Below are 12717 nucleotides of genomic sequence, written 5' to 3' on the forward strand. Positions count from 1 at the left end.
TTTGTTTCTCAATGTAAGCTCGGGCGAGGTTGCCGGCGGCGCGCTTTTTTGGCGTCGCGGGCGTTCTGGTGGATAATGGCGGTATTCTTGCGTCGTGCCATGCTGCGGACGCCTATCGCCCAGGCGCCCCGCGCCGCCGCGCCGCCACCCCATTTTAGGAATTACCAAGCTTATGTTGAGTTACCGCCACGCCTTTCACGCGGGGAATCACGCCGATGTGTTGAAACATTTCGTGACCATTCAGTTGTTGCAGTATCTGAACCAGAAGGATACGGCCTACAGCTATATCGACACGCACTCCGGCGCCGGCGTCTACGCCCTCGACGGCGGCTACGCCTCGAAGAACGCCGAGTTCGAAACCGGCATCGGTCCGCTGTGGAACCGCACCGACCTGCCGGCGCCCTTGAAGGAGTACGTCGACCTGGTCAAGGCGATGAACCCGAGCGGCAAGATGCGCTACTACCCCGGCTCGCCGTACTGCGCCGACCAGGTGGCGCGCGAGCAGGACCGCCTGCGCCTGTTCGAGCTGCACCCGGCCGACGCCAAGATCCTGGCCGATAACTTCCGCAAGGTCGAGGCGCACGCCGCCGCCCAGGGAGTGCGGCCGACCACGCGCGGCAAGCGCGTCATCATCACCAAGGGCGACGGTTTCCACGCCCTGAAGGCGATGCTGCCGCCGCCGTCGCGCCGCGGCCTGATTCTGATCGATCCGCCGTATGAAGACAAAATGGACTACCGCAAGGTCAAGGACACCCTGGCCGACGCGTTGGTACGCTTCCCCGGCGGCACCTACGCGGTCTGGTATCCGGTGCTGCAACGGATGGAGTCGCGCCAGTTCGCCGACAAGCTCAAGCAGCTGCCCGGCGAATGGTTGCACGTCACCCTGACCATCAACACGCCGATGCCGGACGGCTTCGGTTTGCACAGCAGCGGCATGTTCGTCATCAACCCGCCGTACACGCTGGAGCCTATGCTCAAAGAAATCATGCCCTACCTGGTCAAGGTGCTGGGCAAGGATTCCGGCGCCAAATTCGTGCTCGAGTCCGGTCAGCCGACGGCTGGGCGCAACACTAGTGCGCGCCGGCCGCAAATCAGCAAATAAAATATTGTCAGGACTCTACCGATAGGTATAGTCTTGTATCAACCGGGATGCAATTGACATCCCGGCCGGGCTTGCCGTGGCCCAGCCACGGCCACCAGTGCTAATCGCAGATTGGGTTTTCCCATGACCACCGGTTTGTCACCGTCGTCCCCCATTTCCGCCGCGCTCGCCAATCAATTTTTTCTGGCCCGCCAACCGATTCTCAATCGTCATCAACGCCTGGTCGCTTACGAGCTGCTCTTCCGTAACGCCGCCGACCGCAACGAAGCCAACATCACCGACGACGCCGAGGCCACCGCCACCGTGATCGCCCACGCCTCCGAGTTGGGCATGGAGCAGGTGGTGGGCGACCAGATGGCCTTCGTCAACGTCGACACGGTCGGCTTGATGAGCGACTTCATCAGTTTTTTGCCCAACAACAAGGTGATCCTGGAGATCCTCGAGACCGTCAAGGCGACGCCCGAGGTGATCGAGCGGGTGCGCGAGCTCAAGCGCGCCGGCTTCCGCTTCGCCCTCGACGACGTCATCGCCGAATCGGACGACGTGCAGAAGTTGCAGCCGCTGTGCGACGTCATCAAGGTCGACATCAAGGACATGCACCCCGGCACCTTGCGCACCCTGGCGCGGGTGCTGAAGAATCCGCAGCAGAAACTGCTGGCCGAGAAGGTCGAGACGGTCGAGGAGTTCCGCCAGTGCATGGCGATGGGCTTCGAGTACTTCCAGGGCTATTACTTCGCCCGCCCGGTGATTTTGAGCGGCAAGAAGATCGCACCCTCGCAGCTGACCATCCTGCACCTGCTCGACCTGCTCGGCGCCGACGCCGACAGCCACGTCATCGAGCGCAGCGTCAAGCACGACGCGCTGATCTCGCTCAACCTGCTGCGCCTGGTCAACACGCCGTCGGTCGGCGCGCGCTTCCGCATCAATTCGGTGGGGCACGCGCTGGTGGTGTTGGGGCGGCGCCAGTTGCAGCGCTGGTTGCAGATCCTGTTGTACGTGAAGTCGGGCCAGCGCCAGGAATTCACCTCGCCGCTGTTGCAGATGGCCACCACGCGCGGCAAGACCATCGAGTTGATGATGGAGAAGTTGCGTCCCGGCCAGCGCGTCAGCGCCGACATCGGCTTCACCGTCGGCATCATGTCGCTGATGGACACCTTGTTTTCGATCCAGATGAGCGACGTGCTCGACAGCGTCAACGTGCTCGACGAGGTGCGCCAGGCGTTGCTGCACCGCGCCGGCGACTACGGCAGCATGCTCAGCCTGATCGAGCATATCGAACTGGCCGAGCGCGGGCCTACGCTGGCGAAGATGCTGCACGAGCTGCGGCTGAGCCCGGCCGAACTGTACGAAATCCAGCTGGCCGCCTTCGACTGGGTGAACGAATACGCCCACGGCGTGCAGTAGCCCGCCGGTCGCCCGCCGCCGCTCACTGCTCACTGCTCACTGCTCACTGCTTGCTGCTGACTGCTGACCGCTTGTTGGCTGCCGGCTATTGGCCCAGCAGCAGGAACACGGTCGGCTTCTTGTGGAAGTCCGGCGCCTTGCCTGTGCTCAGCAAACCCTTCCACTGCGACCCCGTCATGGTGCGGATGCTTTCGCTGGCCAGGCTGATGTCGGTCGCCACGCAGATCAGCGTGCCGGGCTGGCAGTTGGCCACCAGCGCCTCGAGCATGGCGGCGTTGCGGTAGGGCGTCTCGATGAACAGCTGGGTCTGCTTTTCGCCGCGCGAGCGCTGCTCCAACTCCTTGATCCGCTTGGCGCGCTGCGCCGCATCGGTCGGCAGGTAGCCGTTGAAGGCGAAGCTTTGGCCGTTCAGGCCGCTCGCCATCACCGCCAGCAGCAGCGAGGAGGGACCGACCAGCGGCCGCACCGGCACGCCGTGCTGGTGCGCCAGACGCACCAGGTCGGCGCCGGGATCGGCCACCGCCGGCACGCCGGCCTCGGACACCAGGCCGGCGTCGCGGCCGGCCAGCAGCGGCGCCAGCAGGCCGGCCAGCGCCTGCGGCTGGGTGTTGACGTTCAATTCGGCAATCTGGATTTCCTGCAGCGGCTTGGCCAGCGGATGCTGGGCGGCGATCAGTTTCAGGAAGGCGCGCGCCGTCTTGGCGTTCTCGGCGACGAAGTAGTCGAGGCCGGCGGTGATGCGCTGCACCTGCTCGGGTATCACTTGCGACAGCGCCTCGGTGTCGCCGAGGGTGTTGGGGATCAGATAAAGGGTGCCGGGAGTCGTCATGGGTGCTTAGCTAGTGTTCGGTAGGGATTCGGTAAGTAATAGGCGGGGGCGCTTGAATGGCGGCGCTTCAAGCCTGGAAAAAGGCGACGCCGGCGCGGCGCAGCATGCCGGTCAGGGCGATCAGCGGCAGGCCGGTGAGGGCGGTCGGGTCGCCGCTGGTGATGCGTTCGAGGATGGCGATGCCCAGGCCCTCGTTCTTGGCGCTGCCGGCGCAGTCGTAGGGTTGCTCGATGCGCAGATAGGCGTCCAGTTCGGCGTCGGGCAGGTCGCGGAAAGTCACCACGGTTTGCACGTCCTCGACCTGGGCGGCGGCGGCCGGGTCGGCGGCGCGGCCGTCCCACACGCACAGGGCGGTGTGGAACACCACTTCGCGGCCGCGCATCTTTTGTAATTGCAACAAGGCATTGGCGTGGTCGCCCGGTTTGCCGATCTGCTCGCCGTCCAGGGTGGCGACCTGGTCCGAGCCGATCACCACGCAGCCGGGCAGGCGGGCGGCGACGGCGGCGGCCTTCTCGCGCGCCAGGCGCAGCGCGGTGGCGCTCGGCGTCTCGCCGGCCAGCGGGCGTTCGTCCAGGTCGGGCACGGCCACCTCGAAGGGCAGGCCGAGGCGCTGCAATAATTCTTTGCGGTAGGCGGAGCTGGAGGCGAGGACCAGGCGGACGGGGGCGCCGTGGGCGGCGGACGGACTAGTTGTGCTGAAGGTCATTTTTATAGGTGTGGAGCAAGTTTTAAGCGGGGAATAGGGCGGCAACACTGGCTCCCGGGGGCGAAATGTTATATGCTCTGTGGCCGGGCAAGCAAGGCACGCATTAGAACGAAAAAAATGTGCTAAGGCTTTGACTCGGCGGCGAAAACCCTGTTATTATCGCAGGTTTTCCGGGGAAATTTTCTACCAATGAACGCTTTTGTGATCGACGCCTTTGAATTTTGTCGGATCAGCGGGAGCCGCGAGGGCGTCACGCCTGTCGCCGAAATGACCCGGTTGACCAAGGATTGCGCGGACCAGTCTGGCTCCATCGCCTGGAAAATCGTGGGAAGCACCAGCAAGACGGGCTTTCCGCAGATGACCATGTCGGTGACCGGCACGGTGCAACTGATCTGTCAGCGCTGCCTGACCCCGTATGCCCATACGATCAACGCCTCGACCCTGCTGATGCTGGGCAAGGACGACGATCAGGCTGATGAAATCGAAGAAATGTTGGACGACGAGACGATCGATGTGATCGTCGGCAGCCGCAGCATGAACGTGGCCGACCTGGTCGAGGACGAAGCCCTGCTGGCCCTGCCGCACACGCCGAAGCACGGCGCTTGCCCGGACAGTTCGGCGCTGGACGCCCTCAAGGTCGAGAAGAAGTCGCCTTTCGACGCCCTCAAGGGCCTCAAACCAGAATAAACCGCGGTACCGAATTGAAGTGTTGTAAAGAACGTGTCAAACGCGTGTGGTAATCGAGTATGGCAGTGTGTAGTGAAAACGTAGTAAAAGTGGTTTAACGATGTCGGCAAGACAAGCAAGCTCGGTTTTGCCGCTGGGATACTCGATTCGCATGTATTTGCCAGTCGAATGTGTTAAAATTTTAGAACTTATGTATTAGGAGTCATCATGGCAGTTCAACAGAACAAGAAGTCCCCTTCGAAGCGCGGTATGCACCGTTCGCACGATTTCCTGGTAGCACCACAACTGGGTATCGAGCCAACCACCGGTGAAACCCACCTGCGTCACCATATCAGCCCTAACGGCTTTTACCGTGGTCGCAAAGTCCTGAAAACCAAAAACGACGAGTAATCGACGTTTTTAGTAGGCTAAGATGAAAGCGGTGCGACGTGGTGTATACCGGCGTGGCGCCGCTTTTTCTTTATCATCGGCTGCAATCCTCATTTGCACACCGTCATTTTGAATCGCGTCGACCCTGTTCGCTAGTGGTCCGCCCCTTGCCGCAGCTTGCCCCAGAAGGGTTGCAGCGTGGTACTGAATCAAAACAATGACAATCAAAATTTCTATCGACTGCATGGGCGGAGATCATGGCCCGTCGGTCACCATTCCCGCCGCAATTTCCTTCGTAAACAGTGAACCGGACGCCGAGCTGATCCTTGTCGGCCTGGAAGACGTCATCCGCGCCGAGCTCAAGAAGCACCACGCCGAGGCGCATCCGCGCCTGTCCGTGCTGCACGCTTCCGAGCAGGTGTTGATGGACGATCCGCTCGAAGTGGCCCTGCGCCGCAAGAAGGATTCGTCGATGCGCGTCGCCATCGAGCAGGTCAAGGACGGCAAGGCGCAGGCCTCGGTTTCGGCCGGCAACACCGGCGCCCTGATGGCCGTGGCCCGCTACGTCCTCAAGACCATGGCCGGCGTCGACCGTCCCGCCATCTGCAGCATCATGCCCAACGAAAAAGACGGCCCGACGTATATGCTGGACCTGGGCGCCAACGTCGACTGCGAGTCGCACCACCTGCACCAGTTCGCCATCATGGGTTCGGTGCTGGTCGGCGCGATGGAGAACATCGCCCGGCCGACCATCGGCCTGCTCAACGTCGGCACCGAGGACATCAAGGGCAACGAGGTGGTCAAGCAGACCGCCAAGCTGTTGCAGGCCGACCACGAGCGCGGCGCCCTGAACTACCACGGCAACGTCGAGGGCAACGACATCTTCAAGGGCACGGTCGACATCGTCGTCTGCGACGGCTTCGTCGGCAACGTCACCCTGAAGGCGGTCGAGGGCGTGGCCCGCTTCATGGGCAACACCCTGCGCAGCGAATTCAAGCGTAACATCTTCACCATGCTCGCCGCCCTGATCGGCATGGGTGCGCTCAAATCGATCAAGGCCAAGTTCAATCCGGCCCGCTACAACGGCGCCAGTTTCCTCGGCCTGCGCGGCCTGGTGTTCAAGAGCCACGGCAGCGCCGACGCATATTCCTTTGAATGGGCGATCAAGCGAGCGTATGATGCTGCAAAAAATGACGTGCTGGCACATCTGTCGACCATGATCGCTGAACTGATGCCGCGCGACCCGGTAGCACCGGAATTACCCAGCTCAACTATTTAGTGGACGGTAGAACGGCATGACTTTGTACAGCAAAATTATCGGTACCGGCAGCTATCTGCCTGAAAAGCGTGTGACCAACCAGGAGTTGACCGAGCAGTTGGCGGCCAAGGGCATCGAAACCTCGGACGAGTGGATCGTCTCGCGCAGCGGCATCTCGGCGCGCCATTACGCCGAGCCGGAGCAGAAGTCCTCCGACCTGGCCGTGCACGCGGCCCGCCGTGCGCTCGACATGGCCGGCCTGCAGCCCGACGATATCGACCTGATCGTCGTCGCCAGCTCGACGCCGGACTTCTTCGGCAGCTTCCCCAGCACCGCCTGCATCGTCCAGCGCAAGCTGGGCATGAGCAACAATTGCGCGGCGGTCGACGTGCAGGCCGTCTGCAGCGGCTTCGTCTACGCCGTCGCCACCGCCGACAGCTTCATCAAGTCCGGCGCGCATAAAAAAGTGCTGGTGATCGGCGCCGAAGTGTTCTCGCGCATCCTCAATTTCGACGACCGCGGCACCTGCGTGCTGTTCGGCGACGGCGCCGGCGCCATCATCCTGGGCGCCTCCGCCGAGCCGGGCATTCTGGCGACCAAGTTGCACGCCGACGGACGCCACGCCGACATCCTCAGCGTTCCCGGCAGTGTCGCCGGCGGCGCCGTCGCCGGCAGCGCCTTCCTCTACATGGACGGCCCGGCGGTGTTCAAGCTGGCCGTCTCGGTGTTGGAGAAGGTCGCCCACGAGGCGCTGGAACAGGCCGGCATGAGCGCCGACCAGCTCGACTGGCTGATCCCGCACCAGGCCAACATCCGCATCATGAACAGCACCGCCAAGAAACTCGGCTTGCCGCTGGAAAAGATGGTGGTCACCGTCGACCAGCACGGCAACACCTCGGCCGCCTCGATCCCCTTGGCGCTGGACATCGCCGTGCGCGATGGCCGCATCAAGAAGGGCGACAATGTGATGATGGAAGGGGTCGGCGGCGGCTTCACCTGGGGCGCTGTCCTGGTGAGGATGTAATGGCTTACTTCTGCTCGGCAGGACGGGGCCCGGATGTAATTTTCCGGAAGTAATTTAGAATTAGAATTCTAAAGGCGCCCGTCCAGCTTGCTTCGGCCCGCGTCCGATGTCATGTTGACAAGCCCGCCAGCGGGCGGGCGCCGCAGGAAGCCGGAACACCGACTGAACAGAATGCTGTTAAGTTTAGGCGCCGGCGGCCACACCGGCACCCAAAGGCAGAGAGCCGGGGTCAGACCCGCTGGGTCCGACCCCAGATTTTCGCCTGTGGGTTTGCTAAACTGAACGGCACTACCGACTGAACACAGACAACACAGAGATGGAATCTCAGCATGACTAAATTTGCATTTGTTTTCCCCGGCCAAGGCTCGCAAGCGATCGCGATGCTCGACGGCTTCGCCGGCAACCCGGTGGTCGAGCAGACCGTCGCCGAGGCGTCCGACGCCTTGCAGTTCGACCTGGGCAAGCTGATCGCCGAGGGGCCGAAGGAAGAGTTGGACCTGACCAGCAACACCCAGCCGGTGATGCTGACCGCCGCCGTGGCCGTCTACCGCGCCTGGCTGGCGGCCGGCGGCGCGCTGCCGAGCGTGGTCGCCGGCCACAGCCTGGGCGAGTATTCGGCCCTGGTGGCCGCCGGTGTGATCGCCTTCAAGGACGCCGTGCCGCTGGTGCGCTTCCGCGCCCAGGCGATGCAGGAGGCGGTGCCGGTCGGCCAGGGCAGCATGGCCGTGGTGCTCGGCCTGTCCGACGAGGACGTGCGCGCCGCCTGCCTCGAGGCGGCCGCCGCCGCGCCGGGCCTGGTGGTCGAGCCGGTCAACTTCAACGCGCCGGCCCAGGTGGTCATCGCCGGCCACACGGCCGCCGTCGAGCGCGCCTGCGAACTGGCCAAGGCCAAGGGCGCCAAGCGCGCCATGAAGCTGCCGGTGTCGGCGCCGTTCCACTCCTCGCTGCTCAAGCCGGCCTCGGACCGTCTGCGCGACTACATGGCCGAGCTGCACTTCGCCGCGCCGCAGATCGCCCTGATCAACAACGTCGACGTCGCCGTGCTGAACGATCCGGCCAGCATCAAGGACGCCCTGGTGCGCCAGGCGGCCAGCCCGGTGCGCTGGGTCGAGACCATGCAAAAGGTGGCGGCCGAAGGCATCACCCAGGTGGTCGAATGCGGCCCCGGCAAGGTGTTGATGGGGCTGGCCAAACGCATCGACCCGAACCTGGTGGGCGACGCCATCGTCGACCAGGCCTCGCTCGAACGAGTGCTGAGTTTGCTCAAGTAAGACCGGCTGGCGCCGTGGCGCCGACTGGTGCAGTATGATTAATTACGTTAAGGACTTTCATGAATCTGCAAAATCAAGTCGCCCTGGTCACGGGCGCGTCGCGCGGCATCGGTAAGGCGATCGCGCAGGAACTGGCGCGCCAGGGTGCGCGCGTGATCGGCACCGCCACCACCGAGTCCGGCGCCGAGGCGATCAGCGCCTATCTGGCCGAGATCGGCGCCGAGGCCGGCAAGGGCCTGGTGCTCAACGTGACCGACCCGGCGCGCTGCGCCGCCGTCATCGACGAGATCGGCAAGACCTATGGCGCCGTGGCGATCCTGGTCAACAACGCCGGCATCACCCAGGACCAACTGGCCATGCGCATGAAGGACGAGGAGTGGGACAGCGTCATCGCCACCAACCTGTCGGCGGTCGGCCGCCTGGCCCGCGGCGTGTTGCGCGGCATGATGAAGGCCAAGGCCGGCCGCATCATCAACATCACCTCGGTGGTGGCCTCGTCGGGCAACCCGGGGCAGATGAACTACGCGGCGGCCAAGGCCGGCGTCGAAGGCATGAGCCGCGCGCTGGCGCGCGAGATCGGCAGCCGCAACATCACCGTCAACTGCGTCGCGCCGGGCTTCATCGACACCGACATGACCAAGTCGCTGGGCGAGGAGCAGCACGCCGCGTTGCTGACGCAAATTCCGCTGGCGCGCCTGGGCAAGCCCGAGGACGTCGCCGCCGCCGTCGCCTTCCTGGCCTCGCCGCAAGCGGCCTATATCACCGGCAGCACGCTGCACGTGAACGGCGGCATGTACATGAATTGATGTGCCCGGGCGGCTTGAAGCCGCCTGTTCCTGTCATTTAGTAGTGATTTCGGAATATTTAGCAGCAGACACCGAAATTAGTTTTTAGGTGCGCAAACCTGATAAAATGCGCGCTTTCCGTAACAAACATAATGGAGCCATAACATGTCGGATATCGAACAACGCGTAAAGAAAATCGTCGCTGAACAACTGGGCGTCGCCGAAGCGGACATCAAAATCGAATCGTCGTTCGTCGACGACCTCGGCGCCGATTCGCTCGACACCGTTGAGCTGGTGATGGCCCTGGAAGACGAGTTCGAAATGGAAATCCCGGACGAACAAGCCGAGAAGATCACCACCGTGCAGCAAGCGATCGACTACGCTACTGCCCACGTCAAGGCCTAAGCCTGTCCGATCGACTCCAGGAGAATCGCTTGAGCCGTTCTAAAAACCGTCGTGTCGTGATTACTGGCCTGGGTTGCGTTTCACCCGTCGGCAACACCGTTGCCGAAGCGTGGGGCGCCATCACCGAGGGCAAGTCGGGCATCGCCAACATCACCAAGTTTGATGCGCAGCCCTTCAGCACCCACTTCGCCGGCGAAGTCAAAGGCTTCAACATCGAGGATTACATCCCCGCCAAAGAAGCCCGTCATATGGATACCTTCATCCATTACGGCATGGCCGCCGGCATCCAGGCGGTGCAGGATTCCGGCCTGGTCGTGACCGAGGAAAACGCCGACCGCATCGGCGTGATCATCGGTTCGGGCATCGGCGGCCTGCCGCTGATCGAAGAAACCAAGCAAGACTACGACAAGCGCGGTCCGCGCCGTATCTCGCCGTTCTTCGTGCCCGCCTCGATCATCAACATGATCTCCGGCAACCTGTCGATCAAGTACGGCATGCGCGGTCCCAACCTGTCGATCGTGACGGCCTGCACCACCGGCCTGCACAGCATCGGCGCGGCGGGGCGTCTGATTGAGTACGGCGATGCCGACGTCATGATCGCCGGCGGCGCGGAAGCGACCGTCTCGCCGCTGGGCCTGGGCGGCTTCGCCTCGGCCCGCGCGCTGTCGACCCGCAACGACGACCCGGCGGCCGCCTCGCGGCCGTGGGACGCCGAGCGTGACGGCTTCGTGCTGGGCGAGGGCGCCGGCGTGATGGTGCTCGAAGAGTACGAACACGCCAAGGCGCGCGGCGCCAAGATCTACGCCGAGCTGCTCGGTTTTGGGATGAGCGCTGACGCTTATCACATGACCTCGCCGCTGGAGGATGGCAGTGGCGGCAGCAAGTCCGTCATCGCCGCGCTGGCCAACGCCGGCATCAATCCCGATCAGGTGCAGTACCTCAACGCCCACGGCACGTCGACCCCGCAAGGCGACGTGGCGGAAGTGAAGGGGATCAAGCGCACCTTCGGTGCCCACGTCAAGAATTTGGTGGTCAACTCGACCAAGTCGATGACCGGCCATTTGCTGGGCGGCGCCGGCGGTCTGGAAGCGGTGTTTACGGTGCTGGCGGTACACCACCAGGTGTCGCCGCCGACCATCAACCTGCACAACCCGGACCCGGATTGTGATCTGGACTTCTGCGCCAACGTGGCGCGGCCGATGAAGATCGAGTATGCGGTGAAGAACTCGTTCGGTTTCGGCGGCACCAACGGTAGCCTCGTGTTCGGAAAAGTTTGAACTTTTTAGCGCCCGCCCTGGTCGAACGGGGTGAGCGCTGATTCGGTGCCCGCATTCGCGGGCACCTGAATTGCCCGGCCTTCGCGGCCGGCGCTTCCAGTAGTTTTTTCCCTTTTTGCATTATCCACTGTCGCTGAGTCATGTCGATCGCGGTGTCCGTCGTCGTTCGTCCGTCGGCCTGTTTGCGCCTGTCGCATACCGCCGTGTGCGTTTGCGTCATGGCCGCGTCCGCCTTGTGCCCGGCTTGGAGTTGGGCTGCCGTGTGTCTGCTGGGTGGGGCGGTCGGACTGCTCTTGCCGCCGCGCCAGCCTATGCTGAGCAGGCTTGATATTTCCGCTGTCGGACAAATTCGGCTGACGGTATACCAACAGACAGGGGCCTTCAGCGTCGCCGAACCGGTTGTCTTGCTGGCCGGATCGACGCTGTGGCCGGGCTTGCTGTTGCTGCGTCTGCGCCATGCCGATGGCCGGGTGACGACGTTGGCGGTGGCGCCCGGCGCGCGGCTGCGTGGATTGGTGGTGGCGTGTCGTGCCATCGCCGCGCGCGGCGTTGAGCAATAAAAAAAATGCAGAAACCGTGAACTTATTGCAGTGGGCTAACTCTATAGCTGTATGGGGGCCGTTTCAGTTCAGCGAAACCGCCGCCGCGGGCGCCCACGCTGCAGGCCACCAAGGATATCGGGAGTGACAACAGAACGTGAGTGTGATCAGCTGCTGGTCGACAGGGTCCGGGCAGGTGAGAGGCAGGCATTCGATTTGCTGGTGTCGAAATACCAGCGACGCTTGATGCGTTTGGTGTCGCGCATCGTGCATGATCCGGCGGAGGCCGAAGATGTGGTACAGGAGACGTTCATCAAGGCATACCGCGCGCTGCGCCACTTCCGTGGCGAGTCGGCCTTTTACACTTGGCTGTACCGCATCGGCATCAACACGGCGAAGAACTTCCTCATCAACCAGGGCCGCCGCACGCCGACCTCGACCGAGACCGACGCCGAGCAGGCCGAGGTGTTCGAGGACGGCGACCATCTGCGCGACATCAATACGCCGGAGTCGCTGTTGGCCAGCAAGCAGATCGCCCAGACCGTCAACGCCGCCATGGATGCTTTGCCGGTCGACCTGCGCACCGCCATCGCGCTGCGCGAGATCGAGGGCCTGAGCTACGAGGAGATCTCGGCGATCATGGCCTGTCCGATCGGCACCGTGCGCAGCCGTATTTTCCGGGCGCGCGAGGTGATCGCGGAGAAATTGCGCCCCTTGTTGGATTTGCCGATTGACAAGCGCTGGTAGGGCGGCAATCATCGAAGCGATGCACTTCGGCATCGCACGGCGTGAACTGTTGGCATAGACCTGGCTGGAAACGTGATGGATACCCTGAAGAGTCTGCATGAAAACATTTCGGCGCTGGCCGACGGCGAGCTGCCCGACAGCGAACTGGAGTTGACGCTGGCCGCCTTGAACGACGCCGAGGGGCGCCTGGCCTGGCAGACCTACCATCTGATCGGCGACATGTTGCGCGGCGCCGAGGCGCTGCCGGGCGCCGCCTTCGCGGCGCGCCTGGCCGCCCGCCTGGCGGCCGAGGACGAGGCGGCCGCCGCCGCCGC

The 12717-nt window shown here is 63.4% G+C and carries 15 protein-coding genes; 13 read left to right on the forward strand and 2 right to left on the reverse strand.

All coding sequences use genetic code 11. The features are described 5' to 3' along the window. Positions 1-172: 172 nt before the first annotated feature. Together H7U20_RS02330 and H7U20_RS02335 are read left to right on the forward strand one after the other, a co-directional pair. A complete protein-coding gene (locus tag H7U20_RS02330) occupies positions 173-1102 on the forward strand; it encodes a 23S rRNA (adenine(2030)-N(6))-methyltransferase RlmJ (protein ID WP_199518010.1) in 930 nt (309 codons plus the stop codon). Positions 1103-1225: 123 nt separating this feature from the next. After that, positions 1226-2506, forward strand: a complete 1281-nt coding sequence (locus H7U20_RS02335; RefSeq protein WP_199518011.1) for an EAL and HDOD domain-containing protein — start codon at positions 1226-1228, stop codon at positions 2504-2506. 85 nt (positions 2507-2591) lie between these two features. On the opposite strand, the gene H7U20_RS02340 is transcribed toward H7U20_RS02335, so the two are convergent. Then, positions 2592-3335, reverse strand: coding sequence for an SAM-dependent methyltransferase (locus H7U20_RS02340; protein ID WP_199518012.1), 744 nt, complete (start codon positions 3333-3335; stop codon positions 2592-2594). 67 nt (positions 3336-3402) lie between these two features. Next, on the reverse strand, positions 3403-4041 hold the full coding sequence (locus H7U20_RS02345) for a Maf-like protein (RefSeq protein WP_199518013.1): 639 nt from the start codon (positions 4039-4041) through the stop codon (positions 3403-3405). A 189-nt stretch (positions 4042-4230) separates the two neighbouring features. On the opposite strand from H7U20_RS02345, the gene H7U20_RS02350 reads away from it, so the two are divergent. The 11 genes from H7U20_RS02350 to H7U20_RS02400 all read left to right on the forward strand — a co-directional run. After that, positions 4231-4728, forward strand: coding sequence for a YceD family protein (locus tag H7U20_RS02350; RefSeq protein WP_199518014.1), 498 nt, complete (start codon positions 4231-4233; stop codon positions 4726-4728). A 207-nt stretch (positions 4729-4935) separates the two neighbouring features. Beyond that, entirely contained in the window at positions 4936-5118 is a 183-nt protein-coding gene (gene rpmF, locus H7U20_RS02355) for a 50S ribosomal protein L32 (protein WP_008449924.1), read from the forward strand. Between the two features lie 196 nt (positions 5119-5314). Beyond that, positions 5315-6376, forward strand: coding sequence for a phosphate acyltransferase PlsX (plsX, locus tag H7U20_RS02360; RefSeq protein ID WP_199518015.1), 1062 nt, complete (start codon positions 5315-5317; stop codon positions 6374-6376). A 16-nt stretch (positions 6377-6392) separates the two neighbouring features. Beyond that, positions 6393-7379: a beta-ketoacyl-ACP synthase III gene (locus tag H7U20_RS02365; RefSeq protein WP_199518016.1), complete on the forward strand. Its 987-nt coding sequence runs from the start codon at positions 6393-6395 to the stop codon at positions 7377-7379. A gap of 329 nt (positions 7380-7708) precedes the next feature. Continuing rightward, positions 7709-8650 (forward strand): ACP S-malonyltransferase, encoded by a 942-nt coding sequence (gene fabD, locus H7U20_RS02370; RefSeq protein WP_199518017.1) that lies wholly within the window; start codon positions 7709-7711, stop codon positions 8648-8650. A gap of 59 nt (positions 8651-8709) precedes the next feature. Next, on the forward strand, positions 8710-9456 hold the full coding sequence (fabG, locus tag H7U20_RS02375) for a 3-oxoacyl-ACP reductase FabG (protein WP_199518018.1): 747 nt from the start codon (positions 8710-8712) through the stop codon (positions 9454-9456). A 144-nt stretch (positions 9457-9600) separates the two neighbouring features. Beyond that, positions 9601-9840 carry an acyl carrier protein gene (gene acpP, locus H7U20_RS02380; RefSeq protein ID WP_008449912.1) on the forward strand — a complete coding sequence of 80 codons (240 nt, stop codon included), beginning with the start codon at positions 9601-9603 and terminating at the stop codon, positions 9838-9840. Positions 9841-9869: 29 nt separating this feature from the next. After that, the gene (gene fabF, locus H7U20_RS02385; protein ID WP_199518019.1) at positions 9870-11117 is read left to right on the forward strand and encodes a beta-ketoacyl-ACP synthase II; all 1248 of its coding nucleotides are present in this window, start codon (positions 9870-9872) and stop codon (positions 11115-11117) included. A gap of 140 nt (positions 11118-11257) precedes the next feature. Next, complete coding sequence (locus H7U20_RS02390; protein ID WP_199518020.1) at positions 11258-11677, forward strand: hypothetical protein; 420 nt, start codon at positions 11258-11260, stop codon at positions 11675-11677. 123 nt (positions 11678-11800) lie between these two features. Continuing rightward, positions 11801-12403, forward strand: a complete 603-nt coding sequence (gene rpoE / locus H7U20_RS02395; RefSeq protein ID WP_199518021.1) for an RNA polymerase sigma factor RpoE — start codon at positions 11801-11803, stop codon at positions 12401-12403. A gap of 75 nt (positions 12404-12478) precedes the next feature. After that, a partial coding sequence (locus H7U20_RS02400; protein ID WP_199518022.1) for a sigma-E factor negative regulatory protein occupies positions 12479-12717 on the forward strand: 239 nt, incomplete at its 3' end.

The sequence above is a fragment of the Rugamonas violacea genome (assembly GCF_016461825.1).
Classification (GTDB): domain Bacteria; phylum Pseudomonadota; class Gammaproteobacteria; order Burkholderiales; family Burkholderiaceae_D; genus Rugamonas.